The 16728-nt window shown below is 41.5% G+C and carries 15 protein-coding genes; 4 read left to right on the top strand and 11 right to left on the bottom strand.

The features are described from left to right. Positions 1-2076 (bottom strand): PrkA family serine protein kinase, encoded by a 2076-nt coding sequence (locus tag A11Q_RS02030; protein ID WP_015469118.1) that lies wholly within the window; start codon positions 2074-2076, stop codon positions 1-3. Between the two features lie 102 nt (positions 2077-2178). Then, positions 2179-2805 (bottom strand): DUF4292 domain-containing protein, encoded by a 627-nt coding sequence (locus tag A11Q_RS13300; RefSeq protein WP_051056723.1) that lies wholly within the window; start codon positions 2803-2805, stop codon positions 2179-2181. Between the two features lie 30 nt (positions 2806-2835). On the opposite strand from A11Q_RS13300, the gene A11Q_RS02020 reads away from it, so the two are divergent. Then, positions 2836-3384 carry a hypothetical protein gene (locus tag A11Q_RS02020; RefSeq protein ID WP_015469116.1) on the top strand — a complete coding sequence of 183 codons (549 nt, stop codon included), beginning with the start codon at positions 2836-2838 and terminating at the stop codon, positions 3382-3384. Here A11Q_RS02020 and A11Q_RS02015 read toward each other — a convergent pair. Further along, positions 3323-5161, bottom strand: a complete 1839-nt coding sequence (locus A11Q_RS02015) for a tetratricopeptide repeat protein (RefSeq protein ID WP_015469115.1) — start codon at positions 5159-5161, stop codon at positions 3323-3325. The genes A11Q_RS02020 and A11Q_RS02015 overlap by 62 nt on opposite strands. Positions 5162-5557: 396 nt before the next feature. On the opposite strand from A11Q_RS02015, the gene A11Q_RS02010 reads away from it, so the two are divergent. Continuing rightward, complete coding sequence (locus tag A11Q_RS02010; RefSeq protein WP_015469114.1) at positions 5558-6109, top strand: polyhydroxyalkanoate synthesis regulator DNA-binding domain-containing protein; 552 nt, start codon at positions 5558-5560, stop codon at positions 6107-6109. Between the two features lie 111 nt (positions 6110-6220). Here the strand turns inward: A11Q_RS02010 and A11Q_RS02005 are convergent, their stop codons facing one another. Together A11Q_RS02005 and lpoB are read right to left on the bottom strand one after the other, a co-directional pair. Further along, complete coding sequence (locus A11Q_RS02005) at positions 6221-7459, bottom strand: COG3014 family protein (protein ID WP_015469113.1); 1239 nt, start codon at positions 7457-7459, stop codon at positions 6221-6223. A 22-nt stretch (positions 7460-7481) separates the two neighbouring features. After that, entirely contained in the window at positions 7482-8084 is a 603-nt protein-coding gene (lpoB, locus tag A11Q_RS02000; RefSeq protein WP_015469112.1) for a penicillin-binding protein activator LpoB, read from the bottom strand. 142 nt (positions 8085-8226) lie between these two features. On the opposite strand from lpoB, the gene A11Q_RS01995 reads away from it, so the two are divergent. Next, a complete protein-coding gene (locus A11Q_RS01995) occupies positions 8227-8604 on the top strand; it encodes a JAB domain-containing protein (RefSeq protein WP_083860465.1) in 378 nt (125 codons plus the stop codon). Here the strand turns inward: A11Q_RS01995 and A11Q_RS01990 are convergent. The 6 genes from A11Q_RS01990 to A11Q_RS01965 form a co-directional block, all read right to left on the bottom strand. Then, on the bottom strand, positions 8596-9192 hold the full coding sequence (locus A11Q_RS01990) for a hypothetical protein (RefSeq protein ID WP_015469110.1): 597 nt from the start codon (positions 9190-9192) through the stop codon (positions 8596-8598). The genes A11Q_RS01995 and A11Q_RS01990 overlap by 9 nt on opposite strands. A 25-nt stretch (positions 9193-9217) precedes the next feature. After that, a complete protein-coding gene (locus A11Q_RS01985) occupies positions 9218-11209 on the bottom strand; it encodes an ATP-binding protein (protein WP_015469109.1) in 1992 nt (663 codons plus the stop codon). Then, positions 11209-12606 (bottom strand): SPOR domain-containing protein, encoded by a 1398-nt coding sequence (locus tag A11Q_RS01980; RefSeq protein ID WP_015469108.1) that lies wholly within the window; start codon positions 12604-12606, stop codon positions 11209-11211. Before A11Q_RS01980 ends, A11Q_RS01985 begins: the two co-directional genes overlap by 1 nt. A gap of 9 nt (positions 12607-12615) precedes the next feature. Further along, positions 12616-13659, bottom strand: coding sequence for a rod shape-determining protein (locus tag A11Q_RS01975; protein WP_015469107.1), 1044 nt, complete (start codon positions 13657-13659; stop codon positions 12616-12618). Positions 13660-13763: 104 nt separating this feature from the next. After that, positions 13764-14570, bottom strand: a complete 807-nt coding sequence (locus A11Q_RS01970; RefSeq protein WP_015469106.1) for a hypothetical protein — start codon at positions 14568-14570, stop codon at positions 13764-13766. A 223-nt stretch (positions 14571-14793) separates the two neighbouring features. Beyond that, complete coding sequence (locus tag A11Q_RS01965; protein ID WP_015469105.1) at positions 14794-15945, bottom strand: hypothetical protein; 1152 nt, start codon at positions 15943-15945, stop codon at positions 14794-14796. 176 nt (positions 15946-16121) lie between these two features. Here A11Q_RS01965 and A11Q_RS01960 point away from each other — a divergent pair, with 176 nt between their 5' ends. Continuing rightward, positions 16122-16724, top strand: coding sequence for a hypothetical protein (locus A11Q_RS01960; protein WP_015469104.1), 603 nt, complete (start codon positions 16122-16124; stop codon positions 16722-16724). The last annotated feature ends 4 nt before the right edge of the window (positions 16725-16728 follow it).

Raw genomic sequence — 16728 nt, 5'->3', positions numbered from 1 at the left:
CTACTGTTTGTTCTTCACATCTCCGCGCGCAAAAATGCTAGCTACATAGTGTAATACGTCCGTCGCTGAAATTTCGTCATAGCCGAAATCTTTAATAAGACGCGACTTCACAATATCAATTTTTTCTTGTGTGTCCTTGTCCGCTACCGAGCTCACCAATGACGTTAACTTAATACTGTCTTTTTGATCTTCAAATAGCTTTAACTCAAGGGCCTTATGCAGCCTTTCATTCATTTTGTAATTAAATTTCTTACCATCAATAGCCAAAGCACCGATGTAGTTCATGATCTCGCGACGGAAGTCTTCTTTTCGAGACTCAGGGATCTCGATTTTTTCTTCGATCGCGCGCATTAATCTTTCATCTGGTTCCTCGTCAGCGCCTGTGAATTGGTTGCGTACTTTTTCTTTCTGAGTATAGGCTTTCACATTATCAATGTAATTCGCACATAGACGCTGTAAGGCGCCATCATCCGCACTGATCGCGCGTTGCACTTCTGATTTGATGATCTCTTCGTACTCTTGCTTCACAACAGAAAGAAGCTCTTTGTATTCCTGCTTCAATTCGTCATTTGATAAAAGAGAGTGATGTTTCAAACCGCTTTCAAGCTCGTTCATCACCATAAAGGGATTTACCGACCCCTTATTCATTTGCTGAGCCATCACAAGAGCATTCGATAATTTATCTTGTATGTAACGCGGGGAAATACCATCTAAACCTTCACGCATGGTCTCTTTACGAAGTTCTTTCACATTGTCTTCTGTGAAATTTGGCAAAGTCTTACCATTATAAAGTTTCAGTTTTTGAAGACGTGTTAGGTTCGCTTTTTTCGGTTTTTCTAAGCGAGTGAGAATCGCCCACATAGCCGCGATTTCAATGGTGTGCGGAGCAATGGAAATTCCACGCAAGCGCTGCGAATTGAAATCTTTCTTATAGATATTAATTTCTTCTTTTAAACGTGTGATGTAGGGGATATCGATTTTCACCGTACGATCGCGAAGAGCTTCCATGAACTCATTATCTTGTAATTTACGATACTCGGGCTCATTCGTATGCCCGATAATCACTTCATCAATATAAGTCTGAGCAAATTTCTTCGGCTTAATACGATGCTCTTGCGAAGCGCCTAAGAGGTCATACAAGAACGCCACATCTAACTTCAGAACCTCGACGAATTCAATCATACCGCGATTGGCCACATTGAACTCACCATCAAAGTTAAATGCACGTGGATCAGAGTCAGAACCATACTCGGCAATCTTGCGGTAATTGATATCACCTGTTAGCTCTGTTGAGTCCTGATTCTTTTCATCTTTAGGTTGGAAAGTTCCGATACCGATACGATCCGCTTCAGAAATGAAAAGTCTTTTCACACGAACATGCGTGAGTACTTTCATTAAGTCGCCGTTGTACCGCTCCATCAGATGTTTAAAGATAAAGCGCGATGGCGGACAAAGCTCACCGACAATTTTCATACGATAATGACCATCCTGTCCGCGATTGATTTCGTCACAGATAGATTGGCGCATATCTTCAGGAATTAATAATAAAGGTTCTTCATTCATCGGCGATTGGAAAGACTTCACATCTTTACCTAATAGACCCTCTAACTTGCCGTGCTCGTCAATCCATTCAAAGGTGTACATCGCACCTGTATCTGAATGTGAATAATCTTCTAGTCCTTTTTTCAAACGACGACAGATAGTCGACTTAGCAGAACCCACTGGCCCGTGAAGTAAGATCACACGCTTTTCAGTCCCGTAGCCGAGAGAGGCCGCTTTTAAAACATTCACCAACTTCATCAGTTGAACATCTAACCCAAAGACAGCATCTTTGCCGTTGTTAGGAGTGTCGTCGAAAAATTTGTAGCGAATAACGTGTTTTTTGAAATCAATGTACTCTTCGGTACCAGATTCCAAAATCATATCGTACATGCGCTGATAGGCATTACGTGTCACCTTCGGATTAGACTTCACTAAGTCTAAGTACTCAAGAAAAGTACCGCTCCAGTGCGCCGTCGACGAGGGATTTTGAGATTGCCATTTTTCAACAAGACTTCGAAAGTTCACAGATGACATCGATACTCCTTTCGCTTGAATTTATAGATTCAAGATGAGAATCGTGGTGATTCTTAGTTAACTATGATTATGCACTGAGTTCTTTCGGTTAGCGACTTCTATCTAACGTATGATAATTTCTTTATAGTCGCTTGGCTTTTTCAAGACGAAGGTCTCGTTTTGATAATTGCTCATCACACTTTGATGGGTGAAAAGCCATCTCATCTCAAACCTATTGCTTGTAATATCAATTCTGCGACGATGATCTGCTAAATACTGCCATTTCACCAAAGTTCCTTCGGAATCACGACAGACAAGAGGTCTTTTATCCGCATCCACTTCACATTTTAATTGTGCTGATTGTGGGACTTGATCGTGAACCACTCTCCACAGAATAGTGGGATCTATATTTTTCTTGAATACTGGGTATAAGGTTTTTTCATGGAAGGGCCCAGTGTAAAACTGTTTGTTCGAGTGCAAAAGATAACTGATCTGTGTCGGTGTCATCACCACAGTCGCAACAGAAACTCCTAACGTAGCTGAAATTTCCATACGTATTGCCTGTTGTGGCAAGAGCGCGATTTCGATCGTCACACTATTCGTGTCGCCATCATTTTTGATTTGCGCTTTTGTCTCGATAAGATAGGCCGAGCTGGTGTCGCTGATTTCAACGGACTTCTTAGAGCATCCTGACCATATCAATCCAAGAATCATAAAAAGAAAAAGATGTCTTAATTTTTCTTTGTTCACCCTTTTAATTAAAGATACTATACTCGTTAAATGCAATTAAAATTACGCCACTTACTACTGTTTGTCGTGGCTTGCGCTGTGTTGATTCTTGCCAACTTCAGCGGAGGAGCCTTGATTGGACTGGCAGTTGCGCTGCAACTGTCATTGCTGATTCATGGAATCACTTTAACAAAAAAAGCTCAATGGGGCGCTTTACGCCTATTTGCGATGTCACTACCACTCATTTTATTCTGGGGCGCTATACATTCATTGCTTCTGATTTATCTAAAAGAAAAACACATCTTCCTAGTTCTGATGGCTGGAAGCGTGGTGATTTGCCTCAGTGCAATCACAAATTTGCAGTTGGTTTTTAGCTACTACTTTTTGCAAACTGCAGATTTTAAAGTTTTACCGGCATGGCAAATGGCGTTTAGTCATCTTAAAAAAAATCAGCGTGAGTTTCTACAAATCACGCTGATCCTGTTCATTTTTTCTTTTATTCCGCTACTTTCTGCGGATTGGAAAATTGTATTCGCTATTACGGCGACACATCTGTATTTAAACCGAACTCGACTGAAGACGGCACTCGCACACCTTTAATTCTGTCTTCCACCTGAGCCAATTTATTGCGAATCTCTTGTTGTTTCGCCACGTTCTCTTCGTTTTCAACGGCACGTAGGAATTGCTGTTTTGCTTTCGCATTCATATTCAATTTACTGTACACATCCCCTAAGTGCTCTGACACGATACTCACACTTGGATTCAAAGCATGTGCTTTTTCTAAAATTTCAACGGCTTGCTTATACTGACCTTTTTTGAAAAGAACCCAACCTAAAGTATCTAATATGTAGATGTCTTTCTGAGCTTTTTTCACGGCACGACGAGCGTACTCTTCTGCCTGCTCTAGATTTTCGCCACGCTCAGCCCATGTGTAGGCCAAGTAGTTCAAAGCCTGTGCATGATTAGAGTCTAACTCAACGACCTTTTTCATGTTCACTAACATGTCTTCTTTTAAATCCATCTGATCCTGAATAGCACCCATGAAGTAGTACACTTGTATATGAGAAGGAAATTCTTCTTGGGCTTTTTTCAATGTATAGAGAGCATTTTCAAAATCTTTCGTTTCTTCAAAAAGCTGTGACAGCAAAAAGAAAACCTGTGGATTTTCTACCTTTTGCTCTAATACCGCTTTTAGCACCCCAATACCTTGTTGTGGTTTATCCATAACTTTTGATAAGTAAGCCGCATGCAAGCGTGCATCAGCAAAGAAACCACTGTCTGGCTCGATTTTCATATATTCTTCGTAAGCTTTTGCAAAATCTTTCTTTTCTTCATACACAGCAGAAAGATAAAAGCGCACTTTATCTGAATCTGGTGCTACTTCTAAAATTTCATTTAATTTCGCAATAGCTGGATCAAACATTTTCTTTTCAATCAAGATCAAAGCCATTTTCAATTTTACTTGAATTTGTCCTTCAGCCGCTTTGTCTACAATCTCAAGCTGTTCATAAGCTTTATCGTAATTTCCTACAGTGATATAATGCTGCGACAGAACTTCTGCTAATTTAGCATTTGGTCCATGCTGCTGTTGATGCTTTTCATAGAAGGCAAAAGCCTTTGGCGCAGATTCTGTCTGTTGAATGATCTGTCCTAATAACAATACCGCTTCTATAAAATCAGGTTTTACAGCGACTGTTTTTCTTAGCTCTTCTTTGCTTTGCTGAGCTTGATTGTTTTCAGCATGGATACGGGCCTTGTAATAATGCGCCAAGTGAGTAGATGAATTCGTTGGTAATTTTTCAAGCGCTGTGAACGCCTTCAAAGCCTTCGCGAATTTTTTCTGTTCTGTGTACACAGCACCCAAGTAAAGATGAGCTTCTGCATCTGTCTTATCCGCACTAATCAATTTTTGGTATAATACTTCCGCAGAGGCGAACTCTTTAGTTGTGGTTAACAAACCAGCATACAGCAAAGTGAGATCACGTCTTTCTGGAGATTGCTCATAAGCTTTGCGTGCCCAAACAATCGCCTGCATCACTTTACCTTCACGATAGTGTTCGATTGCTATTTTTTGCATGAACGTTGCTGACTCGGGATCAAATACCAAAGCCGCTTTAAGGGTTTCAATGGCCGCAGCTCCGTGACCTGCATTCGACTGCATCTCGGATTTTAAAAATAAGAAGTCTGCCTGTGCTTGATTCCTCATCGAATCAATTGTCGTGATCGTAGGTTCAAATGCTTCTGGAAGAGCCAATGAAGATGGTGCGCGATTTTTATCATTGAGTGCCGAGTCGTAAAAGTAGTGACCTGAACCAGCGCAGCCTGTGATCGAAAGAAGAACAATGGCCTGTAAGAGTGTCTTGTTTATTGTAAACATGAAAGCTTCCTTTAAAAGCTTTTCGGACAAATTCGCCTTTAGGGTGAGAGTGAAATGATCAAAAAATGTTCATTTTATGTATATCTAGACTTAGGCCTACCCATTCTGTTCCGAGGGCCATAGAGATTTTCTATCTTATTTTTTGTTTAATATAACTATATGAAATAACTTTATATTTTCAGAACTCAGATTCAAAAAACTGGACTTTCTTCGACGAACTAGACCTCAGATCTTATATAAAAGAGCTGAGTGAAATATTTGCGAATTATTCGCTTGGTGTTGCTTGACAAGGGGTGGCGGCAGGGCTAATTTGCGCGGGTAATAAGTAGGCAAAAAGCTTTAGTTTTAAGCTCTTAGCTAGACTAAACAAAAGCCACATAAGGGGAGGCCATTGTGATGAACCAAATGGAAAACTTAAGCGTAAAACCAAGCGCAAAAGTTAAAATTATCAAACGCTACCAAAATCGTAAGTTATATGACACTCAACAAAGCTGCTACGTGACTCTGGATGATATTGCAAAAATGATTCGCTCTAACGAAGAAGTTATGGTGATCGACAATAAATCAAAAAATGACATCACGGCAGCTACTTTGACGCAAATCATCTTTGAATCAGAGAAAAAAGCTTCTCAGTACGCTCCGCTTTTCACTCTTCGCGAAATCATCCAAAACGGCAATGGTAGCATCTCTAGCTACTTAGCTAAACTTGGTGCTTTCCCAATCGACTACATGACGAAGCAAGCTACTGTTAGCGTGAATATCGATCGCGTATCGACTGATGATTTAAAACAAACTGCTGACAACCGCGTTGCTACTGCAGCTCGCTTGAACACAGATTCAACTTCGAAAGCGGTTGCTGAAAAAGCGACTGTTCTTCCTGGTTTGAACCAAGAAGATGAAACTCCGAACCTTCCGTTGCCAAGCAACAATCAAGGTTTCAATCCGTAGTTTCTAACTTCACATTCAGTGAATAATAAAAAAGGTCAGCTTTTGCTGGCCTTTTTTTTGGTGCCAGGCCGTGTTTACGGACGCACTGTGTCCGTAAACACGGCCTGGCACCTAACGGACACTTCTTAATAGATAAATTCTTTTCTTTGGATTTAATGACAGATCAATGGTTCCCATATCCTCCGTCCGTGTGTGATCACGGCTGAGACCTGTAACTTCAATCGTACTGCCCGCCTTAGGATTCAGTCGCAAGACCTGCACACCCTCGGGCAATAGACTCCAGTTGCGTAAGTCCGCACGTTCTGCCAAGAGCATCACAAGCAAAGCCACATTTCCCAACGCTTCATCTTTTTGACGTATCTGATCGGCTACAACTTCTTTGGCCACGCGCGCTCCGATACGTCGTAAAGCCAAAGCATTGTAGTCGGCCTCTAACGTTGCAATCGCTGCATTTTGCACACTGTACACAGATCGACTCGTCTGACTTTGGGGCTTTTTTTTCTGATCTTCATAGTTCGCAACTATTTGCTGGGTCACATTGTATGTGGGACTCAGATGAGGCAAAGAACCCTCTGCACCACGCATGGTTTTTCGTGGCCCAAGTCCCTGAAGATAAACGATTATCACTTCGTTTTTATTTTTTCTTTTGACGTAATCCACTTCAGATTCAATTAGTAACATCTCTTTGGCTAAGCGTTCGTACTCTTGATAACGACGAGCACGCCAACAAGCCGAAAGCATATCTAATCCCACATTTCGATAGGTGTTATCCAGTTTGTATGAACTTTGATAGGCGATACAGGCATCATCGAACTGGCCATTAACCTCATAAATCATTCCAGCTAAATACTGTGCAAAAGAATTCAGTTCAAAACTGTTTTTTTCTTCGGCTGTAAAACGATTGTATTTTTCATGAATACGGCGAACTTCCACCATCGCATCATCTAACTGACCTAACTCTAAAAAGTTTAAGGCCGCCGATACGTTAATAAATAAGCGTTCAAAGATATCACCTTTATATTGGATCATCTCTTCATTTAGTAACGTTGCTCCCACGATTCGTGACACTGAATGATAGTCGATTTGCTCACTCAGCCGATCCGCCTTCAAAAAAACTTCATTACTTTTTTGGTATTCCTTACAGATTTGTAAAGCCGATCCATACTCCATTAAATAAAGGAGCTGGTTATCGCCTTCTTCTGCACTGAGTTTTTCAAGTTGAGGTAAGGCCGTTTCGCAGTTGCCACTCATCAGACCGGCACGAGCTGTTTCTATTTTGCCTTGATGGGTCGCACACCCTGTCAGCAAAAAACCTAAACAGCAGAGTGCAACCGGAATGAATTTGGTCATCTTTAAAAAATACTAAAGACTGTTAAAGACCAACGCTTTTCTTTTTGTACATTTTGCGGATTTGCTTGTAATCAGTCCAAGCGATCACACCCGTTTTCAAATTTGTTAAGTTAAGAGTTAACTTGTAGTACACCGTTTTTTCTTTACCCACTTCTTGAACAATCGAGTCTAAGCGTCCGTTAATAATGAAATCTGCACCTGTTTGACCACCTGTAGATTTTTTTGTCTCTTCAGATGTCGTGCCGGAACCCTGATATGCATATTCTTCTGCGATATCTTGACGAGCTTCTTTATCAACGAAGGCTACTTTTCCTGAACGAGTTAAATCCACGCGCACCATATCCATAATGTTTTGAGTATCAATATGTTCGCTGGTTTTGTTTTGCAAATTTGTGACAATAACAACTGGTACACGCTTCGCATTAGCAATTGTCGAATGACTTACCATAGAGTTCACCATCGCACGTACTGCCACTTGCATATCTGTTTCAGACCATTGATCATTCATCAGGTTTTCACGATTGATATCTTCATCGTATTCACCTTTCACAAATGCTTTAGGACCGCAGGAGGCCAGAGCTAAACCCAACACAACAACAGAGGATAATTTCAGAAAATGATTCATTTCGATCTCCTTTAATATACTCCACTGTATTCGATTTATACTGAAACGAGAAGCGGCCTTTTATCCGGTTTATGGAGCACAATGTAAATCCCCACACCAATTTCCACAGATACGATTTAACCAGATATTGCACAGCAGCTACATGATGTCGATTTCACCCTGTGCCTCTTTTTATTTTCTTTTATTGCGCCACCTGTTTCAAAAAAGTAACGAAAGTTTTTGGGTCATTTACCTAGACTCGGCATTGGAGTTTATCGCTATTCAGCGGATGGCCACAGGACAGCCAAACTTTTGTCTTGTTAAGCCGCAGAAGATTTTCAAAAGTGCCCTATTACTCGACGCACAGGCTCTGGTTTTAGCGCACAATCACCCCAGCTTAAACGTGCAACCAACACCTGCAGATATCCGCATGACTCAACAGTTGATAAAAAAAGGGCACCTTCTACAGCTGCCCATTTTAGATCATATTATTTTTACAGATAAGAATTACTTCAGTTTCAAAGAGAATAACTTAATCTGACGGATACACTTCGATTGAATCTTCGTCATCTTCTTGTGAAGGTTTTCGATTACGGATAGGTGTGGCATTCGTCACTTCCATATCGTCAGAAACCTCGACGTGGTATCCCTCTTGTCGCGCATTTTCAACAAAATCATCCGCAGCTTTTTTTTGCTGACGATCAATCGTGCGAATTTGCTGTTGTAACTGACTTATTTCGCCATCTAGAATCTCGACCGCGGTTTCACGTTGCGGCTCTTTCCAGATTTGACGTTCCAGTGGAATACTTTCGATTTCTTTTTGCTCTTTTAATTTTTTAGCTCGCTCTAGCTCTGCTAATTTACGTTGAGCCTCACGTAAATTTCGGTCCGAAATCATTTTTTGACGCTCTAATTCTTTAGAGGCTTCTTGTAGGTATTTATTTACAATTTTATCCTCTTCCGCAGAACTCAAGTTCTGTGAAGCTGGCTTCTTGCTTGCTTGATGGCTGGATAGATCGTTGACTTCGGATGGGGCCTTTGAGCTTGTGTGAAAATGATAAAAAGCGCCGGCCATCACGACCACCATCAGTGCAATAATATAGTTTAAAAACTCACTGATCTGTTTCACTGTGAACTTATCGGAAGAATTTGACCTAAAACTTAGTTTTGTCGTCTTTTCCCATTTTGAGACGCGCCGAAGGCGGTTTCGTTTGAGGTGGCCTTAAAGGAAGAGTCACAATGAACTCAGTCCCTTTACCTTGCTGGGACTTCACTTGGATGTCGCCACCATGATTTTGTACGATTCCATAGGAAATACTCAGCCCTAATCCTGTTCCCTGCCCCACATCTTTTGTCGTAAAAAACGGCTCGAAAATTTTCTCTACGACTTCACGAGGAATTCCAGCCCCACTGTCTTGAATCGATAGGCGTATATGACGAGGTTTTTCCGGAGTCGCTTTCTGGGCGCTCAGGTGAATCCAAATGCGTCCATTTCCCTCTATGGCCTGAGCCGCATTGGCTAATATATTCACTAGAACTTGATTGATCTGCGAAGCATAACACCATATCGGTGGAACTGTTTCGTAGTTCTTGATAATTTTGATTCGGTTCTTAATTTCTCCACCGAGAATTTCTAAAGTGGTATCGAGGGCTTCACGTAAATCAACCTCTTTTAATTGCGATTCATCCAATCTAGAGAAGTTCCGTAGTCCCACAACGATGTCTCGTGTGCGCTGGGCTCCGTCTTCACACGAACGGATCAGTAAGGGCAAATCTTTTTTAATATACTCATAATCGTAAGCCTGCTTGATCTCGTTAATCTTTTCTGGATTCTGTTCGATCTCATCAATGATCTTAAATAATTTCTGGGAATAATCTTTTAAATGTCCTGTGTTACTGTAGATAAAACCAATCGGATTATTCAATTCGTGCGCCACCCCTGCTACCAGTTGCCCTAGGCTGGTCATCTTAGCCGAATGCACTAACTTCGCCTGAGCCGCTTTCAAGTTCAGGTTCGCTTTTTCGAGCTCTTTGATTTTCTTTCGCAAGTCATGTTTCGCTCGATAAATTTTATAGCTCATCTGATTAAACGTGCGGGTCAATCTGCCGATTTCTGTTTTGTTTTTAACTGCCAATTGAATTGGTTTTTCTGTCTTATCAAATGCCTGCAAACCATCAATCAATTCATTAATCGGCCGCAATAACACGGTGGTGCTAATCACGATTGTGATAATCAGGAACAGCGCCACTAAACTGATGACACCGATGAAGGCCACATTAATATTTTGTAGAACTTCTAAGGAGCCTTTTTTGCTCATACCAATACCCAGAAAAAAGACCGACTTATCCCACAGCAGTGGCTGTATAATAAATCCGTAGGGCGTGTCTTGGCTTTTGATATTTAAAATTTGGTCTTCGTCATGCAACGATTGCCCCTGTTGCACCAAAGAGCGAATATCTGCATTCGGCAAATAGAATGTCGATGCCAAAATTTTATTCTGCGAATTATCTAATAAGAAAAGCTCAGACTTGATTTTATTTTTAACTCGCATAAGAAACAGTGATTTCAAATCTATTCGCTGTTCTATATAGCCTTGGATTTCACCTTCTGTGTTTTTAAACTTACTAAGTAACACCAGCGTTAATCCGTCCGTATTGCTTTCGACAACGGTGCCGAGTTCGTCTTGATTTGCTAAGTGTTTTACTTCATCTTCACGTAGGACTTGGTCTTCTGAAAAGATAAATTGTGATTGCAGGTTGTTCTGACGATCACGATTTAAAATGAGTAACTTTTGCCCGCTTGGTGAATACAAAGAAGCTGAATTTAGAAAACTTAAGCTGAGCCCTGCATAAGAAAAGTCTTTTAAAAATCTACGATTGGATTGCACTAAAGCTTCAACAAATTGACTTGAACTGGCCAAGGCTTCTTGATTGTTTTTAAGTTGTTGATAGTAATCCGAAACAATGACAGCCACTTCTCGTCCGTTGGATTGAAGTCGCTGCAATTGTTCACTTTCAATAGCCTGCTGAAATTGCCGTAACGAATACCATGAAATTAAAACCAACGGCAGAATAGAAAATACAAAAAACCATGTGATCAATACTGATCTTAAAGATGAAAACCGAAATGGATTCTTAATCTTCACTATTTTTGCTCGACTTCGATAATAAAGCGTCTGCTGCCCGCCGGAATAGAGCGCGGATGTTTTTCAAATTTTAAAACTAACTTACCCAGTCGGCGAAAGCTGCTATTGGCTTCGGCGATGCTTTTTTCAGGAATGACGTAGTGATAATACGCCACTTTTTCAGATTTTTTCCAACCCAGAGCCACTTCACCGGCTTTTGTCGCACCCAATTTTTGCAACTGCTGCATCAACTGCGAGTTGGCTGTGTCCACATCATCAACAATCAGGTGACCTCTAAATAATCCACCCGCTTCGCTAGGAAGACTCTCTTCTGCCGCCACAGACGCTACTGGCGTTGATGCGGCTGGAGTCGAAACTGGAGGTGTGCTGACAACAGGCTCACTGGGTTTCGGTGTTGCCGCGATAACTGGAGGGACTTCATTCGGCGTTACTTCCGCCACAGTTTCTGGTGGTAATTCGCTTAGATTGGCCTCTTCGGAAGGAATTTCCGAAGGCGGAGCTTCTTCAGGCACAGACCCCTGAGCAATCTCAGGATGATCTGGAACCGGAGTTTCAGATCGTTTATCTAATGCACCGATAACTAGGGTCTGCTCGCGATTTTGCAAGTAAGGAAGTACACCGGTGTATTGAAGAATGCCAACAACTGTAACGCCACATAAAATAGCCGCAAGTGCCACCCAAGTTCTTTTCTTTTTATAAAAAAGACGCGAGTCACGCGTTGCCGCTTCATTTGCTAAAGCATCAGTTCCGTTTCCTTTACGCGCCTTCGCTTCGCCTGTACGTTGCACTTTCAAATTCTGTATTTGATTGATAATGCGACTGTACTCTTCTTTTGTAACTTGTAGGATTGGGTAAAGCTCAAGACCAGCCCGTACTTTTTCATGGTCTTCTTCAGAAAGAAGTCCCAAACAGTATTCAATTAAATTTTCGTAGGTATACAGATAAGAAATTTTTAAATCGTTTTGTTTTTTGAAGTTTAACTGTTCGTTGTACTTCAGCTTAGAACTGTTTTGCGCTAATTTCTTAAAAACCTGATGGAATAAAAACTGAGCTTTATCCGGAGATAACTTCAACAGCGGAGCGATCTCGAGCATCTTCATTTCGAAGATCAACACACCAACAAAAATCACCAGTTGTTTTTTTTGAGAGTTTTTATAAATAACTTTCCATTGATCGATCTGATCAAACTCAAACTCTTGAAAAGCCAAATTTGAACTGACAGGTGGGATGCGCTCCATCACCTGAACCAGTTTGGCAAAAATAGCCTCTTTTTTGTTTTGGTTGATCAGACTCTCTGATTGCTGAACGATACCCTGATAAATATCAAATGCCTGAGACGCATGAGGGTACAATAAATGAACTGCCAACCAGAGTCGACTATCCGTCGAAGTAAACATATTCAAATACTAGTCTATTGTTAACTGGCTGAGAAGATCTAATTGATCCAAAACCTTGCCAGATCCCATTACGACACATGTTAGAGGGTCTTCTGCAATCGAGACAGGTAATCCTGTTCTTTCGCGTAAAAGAACGTCTAAATTTGCTAACAAGGCTCCACCGCCAGTCAACACGATTCCGTTGTCTACGATATCCGATGCCAATTCAGGAGGCGTCTTTTCTAGAGCCGTTCTAACAGCATCCACAACCTCAGCCAATGGGTCCATCAAGGCGTCGTTAATTTGTGTGCTTGTGATCTCGATGGTCTTTGGAGCTCCAGCCACTAAATCGCGACCTTTAACTTCCATTGTACGCTCTTGATCAAATGGATACGCATTTCCAATTTGTAATTTGATAGATTCCGCAGTTCTTTCACCGATCAATAAATTGAACTGACGGCGAACATAGTTCACAATCGCTTCGTCAAATTTATCACCAGCAACTTTGATTGATTTACAGTAAACAATACCACCAAGAGAGATAACAGCCACACCTGTGGTACCACCGCCCATATCAACCACCATATTTCCAGATGGCTCTGTGATAGGAAGGCCCGCGCCGATAGCTGCTGCCATTGGCTCTTCGATCAAATAAACTTCACGTGCGCCCGCAGATTGGGCCGCTTCTTTTACCGCGCGTTTTTCAACCTGTGTGATCCCAAAAGGAACGCAGATGATAATGCGTGGTCTAACTAGGGCTTTCTTTTCGCCCATAGCTTTTTGAATGAAGTATTTCAGCATCGAAGAGGTCACTTCGAAGTCCGCAATAACTCCATCTTTGATTGGACGGATCGCCACGATACTTCCCGGTGTACGACCCAACATTTCTTTCGCTTCTTTTCCGACAGCTAAAACGCGATTCTGCATGCCGCGATAATTTTTTTGAACAGCAACCACTGATGGTTCGTCCAAAATAATTCCACGCCCTTTTACATAAACCAATGTGTTAGCGGTACCGAGGTCGATAGCGATGTCATTAGAAAAATAGTCTGCAAATTTGTCAAAAAAACTCATGATGTATAAAAAGTCTAAAAACTATGAAAAGCAGAGTCAATGCAGATATTTAACGCAAGCCGACTTCTGGACAACCTCAGAGTCGGCGCCTCGACCTGCCCAGCTTAAAAAGTGAAGACCTTCTTTTCGTCATTTTGTTGAACTTCGATTTCTTTAATCTCTGCACTGACAACAAGTTCGCTCAACTTAATTGTACCTAGACTTTTTTTCACAAGCTGAGTTTGCTTCGGATCAAATCTAAGTAAAACTGTTTTCACTCGTGAACTTCCCAAATCAGTAGTGATTTGACGGGCAAACTCCTCTGGAACGGCTAGGAATTTTAATTTAGCTGAATTCGTCGGCTTAATTTTGATTGTATTTGGAATACTATCTTTTTTCTTGTAGTCCACTCTCATAGCGCAACCTGTGACATAGGCACTTGGAGGACCACCTAGACCTCCACCGAAACCCATCCCGCCAGAGAAATGGTCCTCAAGCGTTCCATTTTCAAGACGGATATCCAGAGGGAATCCCTTTTTCTTCATATCGTAAGTACCAAATTTTACTTTAGCCAAAATCGACTGACGCCCTGCTGGTTGGGCCAATGCCGCTGCAAATTCTTTTTCTTTTTTAGTTTTTTCTTCTGCATATTGAAACTCATCATTACGAATAGACTGGTAATCGGAATCTGAGATCATCCACCAATTTTCTAGTTCTGCCTTTTGTTTGGGCTTAGCTAAACCACGCACATAATTCAAATAGGAAGGACCGCACTCAACCCAGTTCTCCTGTGGCTCTTCACTGATCGCCACCTCGTCCGCTGTGACGTCTTCTGCGGCCGTTACATCTTCTACAGCAGCTTCTTCAGCGTGAGCCACTGGATTCATTGTCACTAAAGATATCAACATTGTAATGGCGAATGCCTTTTTCATTTTCTACTCCTTCTGGAATCGATAGGCCTCTCGGCCATATCGAAATTTGATCTATCTTAGATAAGCTCATTTCAAAACACCATCATATTTAGGTTACCTCTACCTTTGTTCCTCCTCCGAAAGAGGCTTCAGCCAGACTAAAGTCGATCAAAAGAAAAAGGCAGCTTTAAGCTGCCTTTTTCTTTGTTCAGTTAAATTTTATTCTAGGGTGTTGCTGCGCTGACTATTGCACAGTACAAGTCACGTCGATACGAGCCACTCGGTCATTGGCTTTCAAGACTGCAGCTGATCTTAAAGACGATGTTGTTACAAGCGTTGGACCGAAATCGCGATCCAAAACAGCTGTGTAAGTGATATCACTGCCATTTAACTTAGCTGATACTGCCTGTGAAATTTGGAACTCTTGACCATTGGCAATTGAATTCAATGGTGTGATGAATTCGATTTCTTCACGAGGAGTTCCAATAATTTTTGATTCTCCGACGCATACAAGATTGCGACCATTGATAGGAGCCGAACCACCTTGACGAGGCTGCGCTTGGTTGCTGTTACGGCATGAAATCTTCATGTATAAACCTTCAGCTAAAGCTTCCAATTGCACTCCACGACTTGCAGATCCCGTCTTAACGATACGTACACTTTCATCACTGACTTTCATGCCTTCGCTGCGCAATTCAATTTGTGCATCTGTCGACTGACCGCGAGCCGGTTTATATGTCATTGATAAATTACCAAACTTACCCACATCTAAACCTAAGAACTTTCTTCTTAAATCTACACGTTGTTGTGAAGTAGAACTCATCGTGATCAAAGCCGTTGTTTTTGGAATACTCACATTACTATTGAACCAACGGCGGCTGGAAGTTCTTTGCGCTTCAAAGTCACATTGAAGGGAAACATATCCCATATCCATCCCCGGTTGGTTTGGATTCATCGGGTTTGTTGGATTTTGTGGATTGTTAGGGTCCATGGGATTATTGGAACCGGGTAAGTTTTGACCCCATTGATCTGTAACACCTTCACAATATTGTGCAATTGTCGAATTGATAGCACCATCGACAACACAACCTGTATTACCAAATGACATAGATGAATTTTCAGAGCGCAACTGATAAATCTGACTGCATAGATTGATGCGATCATTGGGATTATAACTCTTAGATAAAGTCGAGCAGCGATTACCTGTCATCTGATTGACTCCGTAACAGGTCAGCGTTCCATTATTAAGGTCACAAAACGAATTCGCATCTTGAGACATGATTCGCCCTTGCTGAACGGCCGAGTTGTTATTGTCGTTTCTGTTGTTTGGCGGACAGGCCGTCAAAAAACCTAAACTCAACATTAAAACAGCTTGTGTGACTAACTTATGCTTCATATAAGCTCCTCTGCATTAAAATGCATTTGCAGCAAATACGCCGACCTCAAATGTCGTCTTATTTTCGTACATGGATTTTTTGCTGTTAAACTTTTAAACAGTGACCAAAATTCGTTTCATTTTGAGCGGCCAAATTCATTCAAGAACTGCTATTGAGTATCCGATAGGACTTATATATGGATGCCATGATTGATGTCTTTAGCGCTATATTAAAGCTCAGCTTTATCGGTGGAGCAGTCTTTTTCGTAGTTTCAACACTACGGGCGCATAAACATAATAATGCCAAGCAAGAGATCTTAAACTTGCAAGCGCTTCTTTCGCAGTATCGTCTATCTTTAAAGTCTAAAGTGAAGAAAAAAGCCAATATCTTACGCGCGACATTTCGCGTGCCGCCTCCGCAAGGTGACCTTGTCGATGTGGCCTTACACGACATGTGCAATAATCCTTTTGAAAGAGGGGCTGACTTCCAAAGTTATTTCGACTTGAGCCGTAGGGTTATTCAATACTTACAAATGGATAATGGCACTGAGCCTGAAGACATGCCCGATGTTCAGAACGATTTCATGTGCTCGGATTTTAAAACAGAGCTGGATATCGCACGCCTGATTAAAGACATGTACGATCTAAGTGAAAAAATTAACTCAAAAATTTCTGAGCACAATAATGGTGTCCGCAAGGCTTCTCAGAAAATTCCTCGTGTGCAAGCTTTAGTTTTTCCCTCTTTGATTGACGTTAATCGCATCTTCTCGAGCAATAGCGAAGAAGATGTCGCGGCCTAATCAT

Origin of the sequence: Pseudobdellovibrio exovorus JSS (genome assembly GCF_000348725.1) — a bacterium.
Classification (GTDB): domain Bacteria; phylum Bdellovibrionota; class Bdellovibrionia; order Bdellovibrionales; family Bdellovibrionaceae; genus Pseudobdellovibrio; species Pseudobdellovibrio exovorus.
This window is presented reverse-complemented; position numbering and strand designations above follow the sequence as displayed.